16 protein-coding genes are annotated in these 17573 nt (G+C 56.8%); 9 read left to right on the forward strand and 7 right to left on the reverse strand.

Features of this window, described 5'->3' with window-relative positions; all coding sequences use genetic code 11:
* Positions 1–38 precede the first annotated feature (38 nt).
* The 3 genes from IPJ12_09675 to IPJ12_09685 all read right to left on the reverse strand — a co-directional run bounded on the left by IPJ12_09675 (position 39) and on the right by IPJ12_09685 (position 2020).
* Complete coding sequence (locus IPJ12_09675; GenBank protein MBK7647413.1) at positions 39–629, reverse strand: DJ-1/PfpI family protein; 591 nt, start codon at positions 627–629, stop codon at positions 39–41.
* A gap of 96 nt (positions 630–725) precedes the next feature.
* Positions 726–1124 carry an adenosylmethionine decarboxylase gene (gene speD, locus IPJ12_09680; protein ID MBK7647414.1) on the reverse strand — a complete coding sequence of 133 codons (399 nt, stop codon included), beginning with the start codon at positions 1122–1124 and terminating at the stop codon, positions 726–728.
* Entirely contained in the window at positions 1121–2020 is a 900-nt protein-coding gene (locus IPJ12_09685) for a S1/P1 nuclease (protein ID MBK7647415.1), read from the reverse strand. Before IPJ12_09685 ends, speD begins: the two co-directional genes overlap by 4 nt.
* 34 nt (positions 2021–2054) lie before the next feature.
* On the opposite strand from IPJ12_09685, the gene rsmB reads away from it, so the two are divergent.
* From rsmB to IPJ12_09725, 8 genes are all read left to right on the forward strand, one after another.
* Entirely contained in the window at positions 2055–3314 is a 1260-nt protein-coding gene (rsmB, locus tag IPJ12_09690) for a 16S rRNA (cytosine(967)-C(5))-methyltransferase RsmB (GenBank protein MBK7647416.1), read from the forward strand.
* The gene (locus tag IPJ12_09695) at positions 3277–3888 is read left to right on the forward strand and encodes a DUF4390 domain-containing protein (protein MBK7647417.1); all 612 of its coding nucleotides are present in this window, start codon (positions 3277–3279) and stop codon (positions 3886–3888) included. The genes rsmB and IPJ12_09695 overlap by 38 nt, the downstream gene beginning before the upstream one ends.
* Entirely contained in the window at positions 3885–6041 is a 2157-nt protein-coding gene (locus IPJ12_09700) for a HAMP domain-containing protein (protein ID MBK7647418.1), read from the forward strand. The genes IPJ12_09695 and IPJ12_09700 overlap by 4 nt, the downstream gene beginning before the upstream one ends.
* Entirely contained in the window at positions 6019–7284 is a 1266-nt protein-coding gene (locus IPJ12_09705) for a sigma-54-dependent Fis family transcriptional regulator (protein ID MBK7647419.1), read from the forward strand. Before IPJ12_09700 ends, IPJ12_09705 begins: the two co-directional genes overlap by 23 nt.
* Positions 7285–7308: 24 nt before the next feature.
* Positions 7309–8742: a Trk system potassium transporter TrkA gene (trkA, locus tag IPJ12_09710; protein MBK7647420.1), complete on the forward strand. Its 1434-nt coding sequence runs from the start codon at positions 7309–7311 to the stop codon at positions 8740–8742.
* Positions 8743–8787: 45 nt separating this feature from the next.
* Entirely contained in the window at positions 8788–10206 is a 1419-nt protein-coding gene (locus IPJ12_09715) for a TrkH family potassium uptake protein (GenBank protein MBK7647421.1), read from the forward strand.
* 57 nt (positions 10207–10263) lie between these two features.
* Complete coding sequence (locus IPJ12_09720; protein ID MBK7647422.1) at positions 10264–11331, forward strand: uroporphyrinogen decarboxylase; 1068 nt, start codon at positions 10264–10266, stop codon at positions 11329–11331.
* A gap of 298 nt (positions 11332–11629) precedes the next feature.
* Complete coding sequence (locus IPJ12_09725; protein ID MBK7647423.1) at positions 11630–13612, forward strand: primosomal protein N'; 1983 nt, start codon at positions 11630–11632, stop codon at positions 13610–13612.
* Positions 13613–13639: 27 nt separating this feature from the next.
* Here the strand turns inward: IPJ12_09725 and IPJ12_09730 are convergent, their stop codons facing one another.
* From IPJ12_09730 to IPJ12_09745, 4 genes are read right to left on the reverse strand one after another with little or no spacing between them, the layout of a single operon-like run.
* Positions 13640–14869, reverse strand: coding sequence for an MFS transporter (locus IPJ12_09730; protein MBK7647424.1), 1230 nt, complete (start codon positions 14867–14869; stop codon positions 13640–13642).
* On the reverse strand, positions 14866–15570 hold the full coding sequence (locus IPJ12_09735) for an MOSC domain-containing protein (protein MBK7647425.1): 705 nt from the start codon (positions 15568–15570) through the stop codon (positions 14866–14868). Before IPJ12_09735 ends, IPJ12_09730 begins: the two co-directional genes overlap by 4 nt.
* 18 nt (positions 15571–15588) lie before the next feature.
* Positions 15589–16485: an ROK family protein gene (locus IPJ12_09740; protein MBK7647426.1), complete on the reverse strand. Its 897-nt coding sequence runs from the start codon at positions 16483–16485 to the stop codon at positions 15589–15591.
* Positions 16486–16501: 16 nt separating this feature from the next.
* Complete coding sequence (locus IPJ12_09745) at positions 16502–17152, reverse strand: hypothetical protein (protein ID MBK7647427.1); 651 nt, start codon at positions 17150–17152, stop codon at positions 16502–16504.
* Positions 17153–17234: 82 nt separating this feature from the next.
* On the opposite strand from IPJ12_09745, the gene IPJ12_09750 reads away from it, so the two are divergent.
* The gene (locus IPJ12_09750; protein MBK7647428.1) at positions 17235–17570 is read left to right on the forward strand and encodes a DUF1840 domain-containing protein; all 336 of its coding nucleotides are present in this window, start codon (positions 17235–17237) and stop codon (positions 17568–17570) included.
* Positions 17571–17573 lie beyond the last annotated feature (3 nt).

Here is a 17573-nt window from a genome sequence, read left to right on the forward strand (position 1 = left end):
TCAGAAACGCTGCGGGCGGGCCGAATGCCCGCCGCTTATCAAAGAGTAATGTTTGTACCGAGCACTTGCAGGAATTTTGCCAGCCAGTCGGGGTGGGCCGGCCAGGCAGGTGCGCTGACAAGGTTGCCGTCGACGTGGGCCTGATCGACCGGAATGTCGGCAAATTGACCGCCGGCCGCACGTACTTCGGGTGCGCAGGCTGGGTAGGCTGGGTAGGCGCTGCAGGAACGGTCTTTCAGGACGCCTGCCGCACTCAGTAATTGCGCGCCGTGGCAAATAGCCGCGATCGGTTTGCTAGTCGTGGCGAAGTGCTGAACCATGGCCAGTACCGCTGGGTTGAGACGCAGATATTCCGGTGCGCGTCCGCCGGGAATCACCAGAGCATCGTAGCTTTCGACCGTAATTTCGGCAAAGGTCGCGTTCAGTGTGAAATTGTGTCCCGGTTTTTCGCTATAGGTCTGGTCACCTTCGAAATCATGAATTGCCGTTCGGACGAATTCGCCGGCTCTTTTGCCGGGGCAAACAGCGTGTACGGTGTGGCCGACCATGAGCAGTGCCTGAAAAGGCACCATCGTTTCGTAGTCTTCGGTGTAATCGCCGGTCAGCATCAGAATTTTCTTCGCAGCCATCTTCGCCTCCTTTTTGCGTACAAGCCGTTGGCAACATGCCAATGTTGGTTTGGACATTGTCGGTAGAACTGCGTTCGGATGGGTAGTAGCCCGGTGCTACGGCAGGATTTCTTTATCCGGATCGAGCTGGCCTCGTTGAACTGCGGTCTGTTCGATCCGGGTCGGACGAAAGCGGTCGATCATGTCGTTGAACAGGGCGTGCGCCTGCTGGCTGTGGTCGCCGCTGAAATTGCAGACATAGACGTCCAGCGTGACGCTGCTTAATTCGGGCCAGGTGTGAATGGCAAGATGAGACTCGGCCAGGACGACGGTGCCGGTGACGCCGGCCGGTTCGCCATTTGCAGCGCAAAAGGCGTGAAAGAGACGGCCGACGACGGTCAGGGCATGGCGCTGGCAGGCGTCGACGCTGAATGATTCGAGTGCTGACGCGTCATGCAGAAAGTCTTCCGGGCATCGGCAATCGTGGAGGTCAGCAATCAGGTGAAGGCCGTTCATGGGTCAATTTTAGGGGTTTCGCGCGAAACCCGCTGGCTGAATATGCTTTCAAGCAGGCGACCCAGCCGGTAGCCGGCGTCGACGATGCGTCGGTTGGAAATATCACGGGCCCGTTGCTGAAATGACTCGGTGATGGCGGGGAGCAGGCTACCGTTGCTATCTGGGTAAGCCTGATTGAGAAGGCGGTGGCTTTCGTCGCGCCAGAGCGTGACATTTCCCTGAACGGGCGCGGGATAGTTAGCCATCAGTTGATCCGCAATCTTTTCCAGACGTTTGCCGCGCAACCAGGGCGGGCCGGGCAGGTCGTCCCAGTAAGTGTGCAAATTGCTGACGGGCAGTCGCTTGTTGAACGGGTTTTCGATCTCGATCTTGTTCCCGCCTTCGTCGCCATGCCGGCCAACGTGCAGCGGCTGGTGGATGTCGGCAACGAGATGTTCCAGCCAGGGCAGGGCATTTGAAATTTCGGCTTTTTTTTCGGTTGACCGCAGGAGATGGCTCAGGCGCTCGATTTGTTGATCCAGTTCGCCTGCCTCGACTTTTCCCCGGCTATTCAAATCAACGTAGTGCCAGCGTTTGTGGCGCGCGGTGTCGGGTAGGCCTGATTGGCTCGGCGTGGGTGCCTCTTTGTCCTCGTCATAAAAGCGTGGGTCGTTGCGGATGTCGTCCGGCCAGGTCGAGGCTTCGGCGAAGATGGCGACGCCGCTGTCCGTGTGCGCCCTTTCTACCCAATGCTCGTAATCCGGATGGCGGACGAGCGTTTGCCTGATCACCTCCCGGGTGTTTGGCGAAAGTTGCTGCCAGGCGATGAATGCTGTCAGTCGGTGGCCGGCAGCGTTCCAGGCCATAGCCGGGGCGCTCAAGACAAAGAAAATCAGAGTGAAAATGAATTGCTGCATTCGGCCATTATGCCGCGTGCGATAATCTCCGCCTATGTCCCGTTTGCCGCTCAACTCACTCGCTTTCGCCCTGTTGCAGGCCGCCCGTATCGATACTGCCGTGTTTGGCGGGCAAAGTCTGGCCGAGGGGCTGCTCAGCCGTGTCGATGTGGTGGCGCGGCCGGCGGTTCGGGATCTTGTCTATGGTTCACTGCGTGCCTATGGGCGCGGAGACTTTTTCCTGTCCCGTTTGCTTGAAAGGCCGTTGGCTTCCGATGAGGTTCGCGCTTTGTTGCTGGTTGCGATTTACCGTCTGGAAACCCGGCCGGACGCGACCCATACTGTGGTTGATCAGGCCGTTTCGGCAGCAGGAGAGGTTGCGGGCGGAAATTTTCGTGGTCTGGTCAACGGCGTGCTGCGCAATTTCCTGCGTCAACAAGTGGCGTTACGTGCCGCTTTCGAGGCTGACCCAGTAGCTGCTTCGATGCATCCAGACTGGTGGCTTGCCCGCTTGCAGGCAGCTTTTCCTCAGGACTGGATGAGCATTGTCGAAGCAGGCAATTTGCCACCGCCCATGGGTTTGCGCGTCAACGTACGCCGTATTTCTCGTGACGATTATTTGTCGAAGCTACTTGATGCGGGCATTGCCGCAAAAGTTGTTGGCGAGAGTGGACTGGCGCTCGAAAAGCCGGTGTCGGTGGATGCCCTGCCGGGATTTGCCGATGGCTTTGTCTCCGTGCAGGATCCGGGGGCGCAGTTGGCGGCGACACTGCTTGATCCGGCACCGGGCAGCCATGTTCTGGACGCCTGCGCGGCGCCTGGCGGCAAGACGGCGCACCTGCTGGAACGCTGCGATCTCGACTTGCTGGCACTTGATCTGAAGCCATCGCGCTGTCGGCGCATTGCCGAGGGGCTGTCGCGTCTCCGCCTCGTGGCGAGGATCGAAGCGGCTGACTGCGCCAAGTTGACCGCCTGGTGGGACGGACGTCCTTTTGACGCAGTGCTGGCTGATGTGCCATGTACGGCCAGCGGCGTCGTTCGCCGAAATCCGGACGCCAAGTGGCTGCGCCGCGAAGACGACATTGCCGGTTTTGCCGTCGCACAAGCGCGTATCCTTGATGCGTTGTGGCAGGTTGTACGGCCGGGCGGTAAACTGCTCTACGTAACCTGCTCGGTTTTCCCCGCCGAGAACGGTGATCAGATCGGGCGTTTCCTGAAGTGCCAGCCGGATGCTCATCGTTGCCACGAGGAACAGCTTTTACCGACTGCCGAACACGATGGATTTTTCTACTGTCTGCTCGAAAAGCGTGATTGAACGACTGCGCCGCTGGCTGCTGTTGTTGGCTTTCGTGCCTTTTTTGGCGTGGACCGCAGAAATTGAAGTTGCCAACCCCCAAATTACAGCCAGTGACGATGGCTATGTGCTATCTGCCGATTTCAAATTCGAACTGAGTCCACGGCTTGAAGAGGCGGTTACCAAAGGCGTTGTTCTCTATTTCGTCGCCGATTTCGAACTGACCAAGGGCCGTTGGTACTGGCTCGATGAAATGCTGGTCAACCGCAGCCAGACCTATCGCCTGTCTTATCACGCGCTGACCCGGCAATATCGTTTGTCGACCGGTGGCCTGCATCAGTCGTTCTCAACGCTGGCCGAGGCCATGCAGGTATTGTCCCGCCTGCGCAACTGGACCATCGCCGAGCGAGGCGAGAAGTGGATACGCCCCGGCGAACCTGTGGATGCTTCTTTACGACTTCGACTTGATATCACGCAGTTACCGCGCCCCTTCCAGATTACGGCTCTTGGCAACAAGGATTGGAGCTTGGGTTCCGACTGGAAGACTTGGCGGACGACCCTGCCTCAGTTTGCCTCGCCGACGGAGGCAAAGTGAAGCGTATCGTCGCAGCCGGCGGTGCGTTTGCGGCAGCCATAGGGGTCATCCTCTGGTTCTTGCTGCTGATGTCCACGGCGGCAGACACTGTAATTTTCTCCCGCAATTACCCGTTGCTGATCGGGCTCAATGTCGTCCTGGCGATCGGCATGCTTGGGTTGGTCGGCTGGCAGTTACGTACGCTCTGGCGCGATTATCAGGCGCAGGTATTCGGCGCCCGCCTCAAGCTGCGTTTGATGCTGATGTTCGGGGTCATTGCCGTGCTGCCCGGGGCACTGGTCTATGGTGTCTCGGTGCAGTTTGTTACCCGCTCCATCGAAAGCTGGTTCGACGTTCGCGTCGAAAAGGCGCTCGAATCCGGCCTGCATCTTGGCCGTTCAGCGCTTGACTCGCTGCTGCTCGATCTGGGCGACAAGGCGCGCAGCATGGCGACCGAGCTTTCCGATATTCAGGAGTTTTCTCGTCGCTCGGCATTGCTGCGCCTGCGCGAAGAAAAGGGGGTTCAGTCCGCGGCGCTGTTCTCGGTTGGGGGGCAGCTCCTGTCGAGCGCGACGACCGAGTTGTCCAGCCTCCTTCCTGATTTGCCCAGTCAGTCCCAGTTGAAACAGGCGCGCAGCACGCAGCTTGTTAGCACCGTTGAAGGTGATGGCGGCAAACTCTACCTGCGCGTGCTGGTGCCGGTCAGTGCCCGCGGCATGTTTGAGGAGCCGCGAATCCTGCAGCTCACTCAGCCCGTTCCATCCGGTCTTGCCCACGACGCCGATGCAGTGCAGGGCGTCTATCGCGATTATCAGGAATTACAGTTGGCGCGCGAGGGCCTGACCCGTATTTACGCGCTGACGCTGACACTGACTGTCCTGGTGGCGCTCTTTGGGGCATTTGCGCTGGCCTATGTCATGGCCCGGCGACTGGCGGCGCCACTCTACATTTTGGCGGAAGGCACGCAAGCGGTTGCACAAGGTGACTTTTCCCCCCGTCAGGCCATCTACAGCGGCGACGAGCTTGGCGTGCTGACCCAGTCGTTCAACCGGATGACCCGTCAGCTAGATGATGCCCGCCGGGAGACTGAGCGGCATCGGGCCGAACTCGAGTCGGCACGTGGTTATCTCGAATCGATTCTGGCTAACTTGTCGACCGGTGTTCTGGTATTTGACCGACATTTTGTCTTGCGTACGGTCAACGAGGGTGCGTTGACCATCCTGAGCGACGATTTCATGGGATTGGTTGGTGCCGCTGTTGAAGAATGGCCGCGTCAACAGGCCCTCGGGACTTTCATTCGCGAGCATTTTGCTGAAACTGAAGAGGCGGAATGGCAAGCCCAGCTCGAAATGGAACGGCCGAATGGCATGCAACAAGTCTTGTTACTGCGCGGTTCCCGTTTACCGGAGGCCAGTGGTGGCGGTGATGTGGTGGTGTTTGATGATGTGACGCGCCTGATTGCCGCCCAACGTAGCGCTGCATGGGGTGAGGTGGCACGTCGACTGGCCCACGAAATCAAGAATCCGCTGACGCCAATTCAGCTGTCTGCCGAACGGTTGCAATTCAAGCTGGCCGATAAACTGAGTGATGGTGATGCTGCCATGCTGGCGCGTGGCACACAGACCATCATCAATCAGGTTCAAGCCATGAAACGCATGGTCAATGATTTCCGCGATTACGCGAGGATGCCGGCTCCTGAGGTGGATGAGCTTGATCTGAATGATTTGATTGGCGAGGTACTGGGTCTTTATGAAAGCTCGTCAGCGATCATCGAATCGCGCTTGGCGCCGGATTTGTCACTGGTACTTGGCGATGCCACACAATTGCGACAGATTATTCATAACCTGCTGCGCAATGCCGAAGATGCACTGGAGGGGCGTGAGGGAACTCGCATCCTGATCCAGACAGAAACGGCTGGCCGTCAGGCGAAACTGACCATTGCCGATAACGGCCCGGGATTTCCGGTGGAGCTGTTGCCGCGTATTTTTGAACCTTATGTCACTACCAAGGCCCGTGGCACGGGTTTGGGTTTGCCCATCGTCAAGAAAATTGTCGAAGAGCATCAGGGCACCATTGAAATCAGCAATGCACCGGAAGGTGGCGCACGGATAGAGATTCGTCTGCCTCTGGTGAAAGCGGAGGAAGCCAAAAATGGCAATCATTCTGGTCGTTGACGACGAAGTCGGCATACGTGAACTGTTGTCCGAAATACTGATTGATGAGGGCTACGATGTTCGTCTGGCAGAAAATGCGACGGCAGCCCGTCTGGTTCGCAACGAACTACGGCCCGACCTCGTGCTGCTCGATATCTGGATGCCTGACACTGATGGCATCACGTTGCTGAAGGAGTGGCACGCAGCTGGCCATCTCAACATGCCGGTGGTCATGATGTCCGGTCATGGCACGATCGATACCGCGGTGGAGGCCACCCGATTTGGTGCCTTTGATTTTCTTGAAAAGCCCATCGCACTCCAAAAGCTGCTGTCTACTGTCCAAAAGGCCTTGAAACATGACAAGCCGCCTGCCCGCCCGGCGTTGACCCTGGAAGCGTTCAGCCGCCTCGCCTTCGTCAAGGAATTCAAGCGGCGGATGGAGCAGGCCCTGGCCAAATCGCCCATTCTGCTTCTCAAAGGTGCGAGTGGGGGCATGGCTGAAATTTGTGCCCGTACGCTTCAATTGCCGCGGGCACCGTGGCTGGATCTATCCGGCGTGAGCAGCGCATTAACGCAGGAAATGCTGGAAAAAGTGACGGGAGGGATCCTTTTTGTTCCCGACCTGTCCGGGTTCGGCAAAATGCAGCAAATGAACCTGGCTTTCGCGGTCGACCGCCTGGAGAAGCTGAATCTGCAAATGATTGTCGCCTCGGCAACGCCGCTGGCGGCGCTTGGTGAAGCGGGCTGGGACAGCAAATTGCTGGCACGTCTTGGCGAGATATGGGTTGCTTTGCCGTCGCTGGCCGGCCATGGTGACGAGTTGCCGGAAATTGCCGGGCTGCTGCTGACCAATTTTGTCGAGCGAGGAGAGGTGCCGCAGCGTCGGTTGTCGACGGCGGCCCTGAATGCGTTACGTACATTGCCGTGGAAGCGCTCGCCGGAGTCGAGTTGGAGCGATCTCTATGCATTGGTCCGCAATCTCGCGCTGACCTCCCTGGAGGATGAGATCAGTGCCGAAGACGTGGCCCGGGTCATGCCTCCAGATGCCGGTGGCAGTCCCGAAATACTGTCGCTGCTACCGTTGTTTGATCAGCCATTGCGCGAGGCCCGCGACGCGTTCGAGAAGATGTATTTCGAGCACCATCTGCGCCTTGAAGGTGGCAATATGACAAAGCTGGCAGAGCGGTCCGGGCTGGAGCGTACACACCTCTACCGGAAGTTGAAGCAGCTGGATGTCAAGTTGGGAAAACGTAACGAAGAATAATTACCCGGGCACAAAGGGGGAGACATGAAAGTGATCATTCTCGGCGCAGGTCAGGTTGGGGCCAGTGTTGCCGAAGGACTTGTCTCGGAAGAGAACGATATCACGGTCGTCGACAACGATTCCGCGCGGCTCGCACAATTGCAGGACCGGCTGGATTTGCGAACGGTAGTGGGCAATGGGGCAACTCCCTCGGCACTTCGCGAAGCAGGGGCGGACGATGCCGACATGATCATCGCGGTTACCGAGAGTGATCAGTCGAATCTGGTTGCCTGCAAGCTGGCTCACAGCATCTTCAATGTGCCGACCCGAATAGCCCGTCTGCGTTCTCGTGACTTTCTCGAGGACGAGAGCCTGTTGTTGCCGGAGAACTTTGCGGTGGACTTTGCGCTATGTCCGGAGCAAGTGATTACCGACTATATCCGTCATCTGATCGAGTTTCCCGAAGCACTGCAAGTGCTGGATTTTGCCAATGGACGAGTCAGTCTCGTCGCTGTGCGGGCTTATGAAGGGGGATTGCTGGTTGGCAAACAGATCAAGCAAATGCGGGATTATCTGCCACCGGAAATGGATGCACGGATCGCCGCCATTTTCCGTCGTGACCAGCCGGTTTTCCCGGAAGGGGAGACCGTGGTTGAGGCTGGCGACGAAGTGTTCCTGCTCGCGGCAGCCGAGCATATCCGGCCGGTACTTTGCCAGCTTCGGCGAATGATGAAGCCGGTGGAAAGGATCATGATTGCCGGGGGGGGTAATATCGGTCTGCGTCTGGCGAAGACGCTCGAAAAACGCTACGAAATCAAGCTGATTGAAGGTCGCAAGGAACGGGCGGAATTGATCGCCAACGAACTGCACAATACTCTTGTCCTGCTCGGCGATGCGACTGACGAAGATCTGCTAGAACAGGAAAATATTGCCGAGATGGACCTTTTCATCGCAGTGACCAACGATGACGAAGACAACATCATGTCCGGCAGTCTGGCCAAACGGTTGGGGAGCAAAAGGGTGGTTGCCCTGATCAATCGCCGTGCCTATGCCGAGATGATTGAAGGGGGGCCGATAGACATCGGCATTTCACCGGCCCAGGTATCGATTGGTGCATTGCTGGCACATGTTCGGCAGGGTGATGTGGCCGAAGTCCATTCGTTACGACGGGGGGCTGCGGAAGCACTGGAACTGGTTGCCCACGGTGATGCGAAGACATCGCAAATCATCGGCAAGCGTATTGATCAGATTGACTGGCCGCACGGTGTCACGGTTGCTGCCCTGGTTCGTAATTTCGACAAGGCCATGGTAATTGGTCAGACCGATGACTGGACTTCGATAACACGTCACGGCGAGGTCGTTATAGCCCACCACGACACCGTTATCGAACCGGAAGACCACGTGATCGTTTTCTGCACTCGCAAGAAACTGGTCAAGAAGGTCGAGAAGCTTTTTCAGGTCAGTTTTCACTTTTTTTAGGGGTAGATCGTGACCCGCTTTGCCCCCGTTTATCGTGCGTTGGGCATGATCATCATGCTCTTCAGCCTGACGATGCTTGCGCCGCTGATCCTGTCATACGTCACGAAAGATGGCGCACAGTCCGCCTATGATGAAGCATTTGCGCTGACCATGCTGTGCGGGTCTTTTCTCTGGTATCGCTACCGTCGCTGCAAGCGCGAGTTGAATATTCGCGATGGCTTTCTGATGGTGGTACTCGTTTGGACAGTCCTGCCGGCATTTGCTGCCATCCCACTCATGTTGCAGCTCGGACTGAGTCATACCGATGCCTATTTTGAGACTGTGTCGGGGCTGACCACCACTGGATCAACCGTGTTGTCCAATCTGGACACGCTTCCCATGTCGATAAATCTTTGGCGCCACCAGTTGGTTTGGATCGGGGGTATGGGGCTGATCGTGCTTGCCATTGCCATATTGCCGCTGCTGGGTATCGGCGGGCGACAAATGTTCAAGGCTGAAACGCCTGGGCCGATGAAAGACGCCAAGATGACGCCGCGTATCGCAGAAACGGCCAAGGGACTCTGGTTGGTCTATGTAGGCGTGTCAATTGCATGCATCGTCAGTTATCACTGGGCCGGCATGAGCTGGTTTGATGCGGTCTGCCACGGCTTTTCAACCATGGGCCTTGGCGGCTTTTCGACCCACGATGCAAGCTTCGGTTTTTTCAATTCTCCCGCTGTTGAGTTTGTGGCCATTGTTTTCATGCTGATCGCCGGCATGAATTTCGGAACATTGTTTCTGGCCGTCAGCGGACGCTCCATTCGTCCCTATCTGCATGATCCGGAGGCGGCTTGGTTTCTCGGGATAACGCTACTCAGCATTCTCGTGGTGGCCATCTATATCTGGAAGGATGGGGCTTATTCCGAACTGGATACGGCGCTTCGGCATGCGGCCTTTAATGTAATTTCCATCGCCACAACGACTGGCTACGCCAGCGTCGATTATTCGCTTTGGCCTATTTTTGCCCCCTTGTGGATGCTGTTTTTGTCCAGTTTTGTCACCAGCGCCGGCTCTACCGGTGGCGGTATCAAGATGATGAGAGCGCTGCTCCTCTACAAGCAGGTTTATCGTGAACTGCTGCGGGCGATGCATCCCAACGCGGTTTACAACATCCGTATCGGCAGTCAGATTGCACCTCAATCCATATTGTTTGCGGTGCTTTCCTTTGGATTCATGTATATGGTCAGCATCGTTTCACTGACCTTAATTCTTGCATTTACTGGCCTTGATATCGTTTCCGCCTTTACCGCCATCGTGGCAAGTGTCAATAACACCGGGCCAGGCCTTGGCGTGGTTGGTCCTTCCACAACGTATGCGGTGCTAGAAGACTTTCAGACCTGGATCTGCATCTTTGCAATGCTGCTGGGACGACTCGAAATTTTCACTTTGCTGGTTGTTTTGACTCCCGCCTTTTGGCGGAAGTGACCCGGCGCCCGGAAAGGCGGATAATTCCGCCTTTCCGATTTTCAGGCGGAGTCCGACGTGAGCCGACCCAAGAACGATACTTTCCTGCGCGCCCTTCTCAAAGAGCCGACCGAATATACCCCGCTGTGGCTGATGCGTCAGGCCGGTCGGTATTTGCCTGAGTATTGCGAGACCCGCAAACGTGCCGGCAATTTCCTGAACTTGTGCAAGTCGCCGACCATGGCCTGCGAAGTAACGCTGCAACCTCTTGCTCGCTATGATCTGGACGCTGCCATCCTTTTCTCGGACATCCTGACCGTTCCGGATGCAATGGGCCTCGGCCTGTATTTCGCTGAAGGCGAAGGACCGAAGTTCGAGCGCCCGCTGCGCGAAGAATGGGCGATCAACAACCTTACCGTGACCGATCCCTACGAGCATCTCGGTTACGTGATGGATGCCGTGTCGGAAATCCGTCGTGCGCTGGACAATTCTGTGCCGCTTATCGGCTTCTCCGGCAGTCCCTATACGCTGGCTTGTTACATGGTTGAAGGCGAAGGATCGAGCGACTTCCGCAATATCAAGGGCATGCTTTACAACCGTCCGGACCTGTTGCACCGCATCCTCTCGGTAACGGCTGATTCAGTGATCGCCTATCTGAATGCCCAGATCGATTGTGGTGCGCAGGCGGTCATGATCTTCGATACCTGGGGTGGTTCGCTCTCGAACGCAGCCTACGAAGAGTTTTCATTGCAATACATGCGGCGAATTGTTGCAGGCCTGAAGAAAGAAAAAGACGGCCAGCGCATTCCGAGCATCGTCTTTACCAAGAATGGTGGTCTGTGGCTGGAAAAAATAGCTGACATCGGCTGCGATGCTGTTGGCCTCGACTGGACGATCGACATTGGTGATGCCCGTCGCCGTGTCGGCGACAAGGTTGCCTTGCAGGGAAATCTCGATCCGAATGTCCTGTTCGCGCAACCAGAAATCGTGGCTGCCGAAGCAAAGAAGGTGCTGGATAGCTTTGGTCACGGAAATACGGGTCACGTATTCAATCTTGGCCACGGTATTTCACAATTCACCCCACCGGACAGTGTGACGGCACTTGTTGAGACCGTGCATTCTCACAGTCGTCTATTACGGAAGTGATAGCGATAAGTGAGCGCTAAAGCTTGACTTATGCACAGAGTTTTGCGTTTCTGTACAAATAAAATCAGGAAAGCCCTTGACTCAAGGGTTTTTGCTTAAGCTTCTGAATTTAAACGAATTTGACTGTTGCTTAATATTTCGGCAGAGTGACAAATACCTTACCAAACCGTTACCTGGCGCCAAGTTCGAAAAGAAATCCACAAACTTATCCACAGAATTTGTGGACAACTCTAAAACGCCAATTTTGTTGCTGTAAATCTGGCGTTTTGAAGAAATGACGGCTTTGGCCGGTAAATCCATGCCCGTATTGCGCGTTGCACTCGATTTGCCGCTGTATCGTCTTTTTGATTACGTGGCTGAATCCGCGTCGACCGCGGATATTGGCTATCGGGTGCGTGTGCCATTCGGTCGTGGTGAAAAACTTGGGGTGATTGTTGAGGTCGCCACCGAGAGCGACTGGCCACTGGATCAATTAAAGATGGCAAGCGAAATCTTGCGCGATTTGCCGCCATTGCCCGCCGATTTTTTCAAGCTCTGTGAATTTGCCAGTACTTATTATCAGGCTGCCTATGGCGAGGTTCTCCTTCAGGCCTTGCCAGCTGGTCTGAAACGTCTCGATCCGCCAAGTCGCCGGAACGCTCGCGTCAGCGCAAAGCCTGCCTCCGTGCAAGCGCCGTTGCTGACCGACGAACAGGCAGAGGCGCTTGCTGGCATTGATCCAGCCGCTGGTTTTTCGGTTCATCTGCTACATGGTGTGACGGGCAGTGGAAAGACCGAGGTATACCTGCGCCTTGTGGAACAAGCGCTGGCGGGCGGCAAGCAGGCCCTGCTGTTGGTTCCGGAAATCAACTTGACCCCGCAGCTTGAAGGCCGGGTGCGTGCCCGCTTTCCCGATGCCGGCGTGGTATCGCTTCACAGCGAATTGGCAGAGGCCGCTCGAGAGCGCAACTGGCGGGCAGCATTTGCGGGCGAGGCCAGCATCATTCTGGGTACCCGGCTTTCGATCTTTACCCCGCTTCCCCGATTAGGCCTGATTGTCATTGATGAAGAGCACGATTCATCATTCAAACAGCAGGATGGCATGCGTTACTCGGCGCGCGATGTCGCTGTCTTTCGGGCTCACCAGCTTGGCATACCAATTCTGCTCGGTTCGGCGACACCTTCACTGGAGTCGTGGGCGAACGCTCAGGGGGGCCGCTACGGTCTGCTAAAGCTGAATCAACGGGCAAATCCCGAAGCGACGCTACCTGAAGTACGCATACTTGATACGCGAAAGATGGTTTTGAAGGAGGGGGTCAGTGAGCCGTTGATCGCCGCCATCAAGGAACGTCTGGCCCGCGGCGAACAGAGCCTCGTTTTTTTGAATCGTCGTGGATACGCGCCGGTGCTGGCCTGCACTGCCTGCGGCTGGATCTCGCGCTGCACGCGCTGTGCAGCAAACATGGTGCTCCATCTCGCAGATCGTCGCTTGCGCTGCCATCACTGCGGCTGCGAACACCGTATCCCCAAGGCTTGTCCGACCTGCGGCAATCAGGACATTCATCCTTTCGGCCGTGGCACGCAGCGCCTTGAGATCTGGTTGCAGGAGCAATTTCCGGGAGCGCGCATCCTCCGTGTTGATCGCGATTCAGTGAAAAGCCGCAAGCAATGGGAGGCGATGCTTTCACTTATCCACGGCGGACAAGCGGACATCCTGGTCGGCACCCAGATGCTGGCAAAGGGACACGATTTTCCGAAGTTGACGCTGGTCGGTGCGCTTGGTGCTGACGCTGCACTCTATGCCGCTGATTGGCGCGCGCCGGAACGCTTGTTTGCCCAGTTGATGCAAGTTGCAGGGCGCGCAGGGCGTGCGGAGCTCAAGGGCGAGGTGCTGATTCAAACCGAGTACCCGGATCACCCCTTGTTCGCAGCCTTGGTCGATCACGATTACCCGGGATTTGCCGCGCAGCAACTCAAGGAGCGCGAGCAAGCAGGATTCCCACCCTATGCCTTTCAGGCAATGCTGCGTGCCGAATCTCCGGAGATGGCGGATGCCATTGCGTTTCTGAAGACAGCAGCTGCGTTACCTGTCATTGGGGATCACGAAAATATCCTGATTTACGATCCGGTGCCGATGAAGCTGGCTCGATTGGCCAATCTGGAGCGTGGCCAGTTGTTGGCTGAGTCTCATTCACGTCCAGCCTTGCAGCAGTTTCTGCCGTGCTGGCGAGAGGCCATTCAGGGTATCAAGGCGCCTTCAAAGTTACGCTGGCATATCGAGGTTGATCCGCTGGAGTTTTGAGACAGCGTTGGCACCATTTCCCCACGCCTATACGGTAAGCGGGTTTTTGTCGGTCGGTCGCAAAAACCAGATGAGCGCTCCAAGCTGGCCGCTGAGTAAAGCAAAGAAAGTGAGCCGGAAAGCAGCGATAGTGCTCCAGCCACTGGCTTGAAGGGTATCTACAAGCGCACCGATCCCCCATTGAAGGCCGAATGCACCGACGAAAACGAGCAGATTCAGCGATGTATTTGCCCGTCCGGAAAGGGTGACTGGAAACGACTGCGCAACCAGTGAATAGGAGATGTTGGAGAGTGAGAAGCAGGCGCCCAGGACAGGCCAAAGTAGGTGTCCGGCGAAACCCGGCCGACTGGCGATCAGGCAGAAACAGGCGATAGCGAGCATCATGGCGCCGCGATAGATTTTCTCCAGCTTTATGCCTCGATGCACTAGGGCGGTAGCGAAGAAACCCATGAACAGGAATCCCCCGAGCATGGCCGCACTGATCCAGGTCAGTCGGGTCGCAATTGCTGCGCGATCCAGCCCTTCCAGCACGGTCATCCAGCGTGATGCCCACAGACCCTGCACGGCCATGAAACCGCCGGTCATCCAGAACCCCATCGGTGCATAGCGCCAGAAATGGCGATCCGAAAATACCATCCTGACGCCGGCAAGTTGTTCCTTGAAGCCTGCGCCCTTCGTCTCGCTGGCTTTGTCTGGCACTGAAAACCAGATGGTGGTCGCGACCAACAGCGTGGCAGTTGCAAGTCCAAACGCAATTTCCCGCCAGCCAGTAAAGCCGAGGGCGAACTCAAGCGGTTTGGATGCGGCCAGTGCGCCCAGGCCGCCGGAGGCCATGATCCAGCCGGTCAGCGAGGCCTGTCGGTTGGCTGGAAACCATTGGGCAAAGGCTTTGAATGAGGCCATCAGGCAGGCGGATACGCCAAGCCCGATCAGCGCCCTGCCGATGGCCAGGCCGCTCAAGGTAACTGACATGGCAAATACGGCAGCACCCGTGGCTGCCAGCAGCAGCAGCCCGGCTTCGACTCGGCGAGGCCCGAAGCGGTCAAGTAGCATGCCGAGCGGCAATTGCGCCGCACCGAAGGCGAGAAAATAGGTACTGGTCAGCAGGCCGAGCGCGTTGTCGCCGAGATCAAGCTCCTGTGCGAGTACCGGGCCGATAACTGCGTTAGCCGTTCGAAAAAGGTAGGACAGGAAATAACCGGCAGCAAAGGGCAGGAATAGCTGGACCCAAAGGCGATGCGTTTCGGGGGAGTTCACGTCTTGTCCCGTTCCACGTGAAACGGCTCGGATGACGAGACTGACTTTTTCTGATTTTTGCGCAGCCAATCGATGCGAGTGACGATCTTTTGCTTCCATTGATTGGCGATACCAGTGGTAGTTGCCAGCCTTTCAAGGTCGGACAGGGCGGGGCGGTGAGATTGCCAGCAGATCATGGCCTCTGCCAGCGTGAAAGCGCCTTCAGCCGCCATCTCCAGATCAAGATCTTCACCCGGGGCAACATCGCCGGGGGTAAGCACTGACCAGTACCAGCCTGTCAGCCGCTGCTCGGCAATGTAGGCTGCCATGCCGTCAGTCGAGAAGCGCTCATCAATTTTCCAGCAAGGATTGCGCGGCTGGCAGACTTGCAGGCGAGCACTGCCGAGGCGCCAGATGTCGCCAATGCGGACGCCGTTTTCATCGAGATTGAGCGTCGAGATATTTTCACCGAGGCTGCCGATGACTAGTTGCGGTGCAGCATCAGGAAAACGCTCGGCAAGCTTGGCGTAATGGCTTGCCGGATAGAGGTGAACCGCTTTTTCCGGACCGCCGTGGACGCGTCTGTCGGCTTGAAAGTCGCCGACAAAGCCGTCCCGGCGAAGTTCGAGTGTTGTGCCAACCCGCTCCTTGTACATGCCCGTCGGGCGGCCGGACTCAGGAAGCGGCCGAATGCCGCCAATGAAAAGGGTAACTTGAATCATGATCGCCGGATTTTGCCATCAATCCCATAACCATGCGGCGCCACGAACGCCCGAGGAGTCACCATGGGTAGGTGGCAGAAATTTTGTTTCAAAAAAGTCGGAAAAAACGTGTTGACCGCAGCATTCGGGCAAATTCCGGTACAGCCGCTGCATTTTGGACACACCTCCACCAAGCACAATAACGTCGGGATCCAGAAGGTTGATGACGCTGGCCAAGGCCCTGCCCAAGCGGACTTCATAACGTTGCAGGGTCGCTTCGCAAGAAGCATTGCCCGCACTAGCGCGACTCTCTATTTCTGCGGCACTCAACAGTTCGCCGGTATGGCGCTGATGATCCGCGGCCAGTGCCGGTCCTGAAAGATAGGTTTCTACACAGCCATGGCGACCACAGTAGCAAGCCGGCAAGGGTAGATCGTCGGCTGTTGGCAGTGGCAGAGGATTGTGTCCCCACTCGCCGGCAATTGAATTGGCACCGACCATGACTTGGCGACGTATCACGATGCCGCCACCGACACCGGTACCCAGAATGACGCCGAAGACGTTTTCAACATCGCGTCCGCTGCCGTCGATGGCCTCGGAGAGTGCGAAGCAGTTTGCGTCGTTCGCAAGTCGCACGTCGCGTTGCAGCAAGGCTTGGAGGTCTCTTCTTAGCGGTTTGCCGTTCAGGCTGGTCGAATTGGCGTTTTTGATCAGTCCGGTGAGGCGCGACTCGGCGCCCGGAATGCCGATTCCGACTGTTCCGGGTTGTCCAAGCTTGTGTTCGGTATCTTCAACCAGGGCGGCAACGGCCTTCAGTGTTGCCATGTAGTCACCTTGCGGCGTCGCGACCCGTCGCCGTATGAGTTCGCGCCCATTCTCAGCCAGCGCGATGACCTCAATTTTGGTGCCGCCAAGATCAATGCCGATACGTAACATCGTGGATTTCTGTACGCTAGACCCGAACAGCGATGCCTTTCACGTTGCCATAAGTGGTGGTCAACGTACGTAGTACGCTGGCACCGACCTCGAGGAGCAAGGCAAATAAATTGCGCTCGGAATACAGACAGACGGGCTGTCGAATATCGTATTTTTCGGCAAGTGCCGGGGAAAGCTCGGCAAAGCGTTGATCGATTGTCAGCTCACGGTCGGCGTAGCCTTCACTCAATTCTGAATGCAAGCCAAGCAAGGAGATGTACAGCTTGCCGCCAATTTTTAGCTTGAGCAACAATTGCCGCGCAACCCGGAGAGCCTCATCGTAAGGCAGGGTGCATAGGTCGCTGCCAAGAACGATGATGTCGAACGGCTGGCCATGTAAATCCACTGGAAGATCAGACAACGCGCCGGCAGCAAATGAAATTTCGTCGCGCATCCCGGCGGCCAGGATTCTGCCCTCGATTTCCTGTTTATGGCTGAGAGTATCAGCGACAACGACCTGAGCGCCAAGACGGGCAAACTTGATGGCCATCTCGCAACGCTTGTCAGTGAGGGTCAGTACTGAAACCTGCCGATCAACCCGCTGACGTTTGACGCATTCCTCCAATGCAAAGCGATCAAGTTCGTCAGCCCCTGTCTCCAGTGGATTGGCTGTAATATTGGACGTCATATTTTGTTGTCTCCCTTCAGCTCATTGTGCACAAGGCTGGATAGCGTGACAACCAGGAATCAACTCAGCGAAAGGAAAAAGAATGCTAGTACGCTTTTTATCCAGTGAAACAGGGGAAATTCTGATGTTCGCGGAAGCAGCTCGTCCCTTGCTGCAGGCCATTGGCAAGGAAACAACTGCGCGGGGCACCTTTACCCAGGCCGAAATGGCAGATGCCGCACGGCGCTTGAGCGAGGCGGTGAAGAATGCAGATGCGCCCCCACCTCAAGATGATGAGATTGACGAAAAAACCGGAAAAAAGAAGGAGCCTGTTGTCGCAATCAGTCAGCGTGCCTGGCCGTTGATCGACATGCTGGAGCGCACCAGTAAAGGTGGCTCCAAGGCAAATATTGTCTGGGAAGCCTCGGCTGACTTTTAAGGC

Source organism: Betaproteobacteria bacterium (assembly GCA_016709965.1).
In the GTDB taxonomy this organism is placed as follows: Bacteria; Pseudomonadota; Gammaproteobacteria; order Burkholderiales; family Rhodocyclaceae; genus Azonexus; species Azonexus amarohabitans.

Excerpts from the sequence above, each read along its gene's own strand:
- IPJ12_09715 (MBK7647421.1), top strand. The coding sequence starts at position 8,788 with ATGATCATCATGCTCTTCAGCCTGACGATGCTTGCGCCGCTGATCCTG.
- IPJ12_09705 (MBK7647419.1), top strand. The coding sequence starts at position 6,019 with ATGGCAATCATTCTGGTCGTTGACGACGAAGTCGGCATACGTGAACTG.
- IPJ12_09740 (MBK7647426.1), bottom strand. The coding sequence starts at position 16,485 with ATGTTACGTATCGGCATTGATCTTGGCGGCACCAAAATTGAGGTCATC.
- rsmB (MBK7647416.1), top strand. The coding sequence starts at position 2,055 with ATGTCCCGTTTGCCGCTCAACTCACTCGCTTTCGCCCTGTTGCAGGCC.
- IPJ12_09750 (MBK7647428.1), top strand. The coding sequence starts at position 17,235 with ATGCTAGTACGCTTTTTATCCAGTGAAACAGGGGAAATTCTGATGTTC.
- IPJ12_09745 (MBK7647427.1), bottom strand. The coding sequence starts at position 17,152 with ATGACGTCCAATATTACAGCCAATCCACTGGAGACAGGGGCTGACGAA.
- IPJ12_09735 (MBK7647425.1), bottom strand. The coding sequence starts at position 15,570 with ATGATTCAAGTTACCCTTTTCATTGGCGGCATTCGGCCGCTTCCTGAG.
- IPJ12_09675 (MBK7647413.1), bottom strand. The coding sequence starts at position 629 with ATGGCTGCGAAGAAAATTCTGATGCTGACCGGCGATTACACCGAAGAC.
- IPJ12_09685 (MBK7647415.1), bottom strand. The coding sequence starts at position 2,020 with ATGCAGCAATTCATTTTCACTCTGATTTTCTTTGTCTTGAGCGCCCCG.
- IPJ12_09725 (MBK7647423.1), top strand. The coding sequence starts at position 11,630 with ATGCCCGTATTGCGCGTTGCACTCGATTTGCCGCTGTATCGTCTTTTT.
- trkA (MBK7647420.1), top strand. The coding sequence starts at position 7,309 with ATGAAAGTGATCATTCTCGGCGCAGGTCAGGTTGGGGCCAGTGTTGCC.
- IPJ12_09695 (MBK7647417.1), top strand. The coding sequence starts at position 3,277 with ATGGATTTTTCTACTGTCTGCTCGAAAAGCGTGATTGAACGACTGCGC.
- speD (MBK7647414.1), bottom strand. The coding sequence starts at position 1,124 with ATGAACGGCCTTCACCTGATTGCTGACCTCCACGATTGCCGATGCCCG.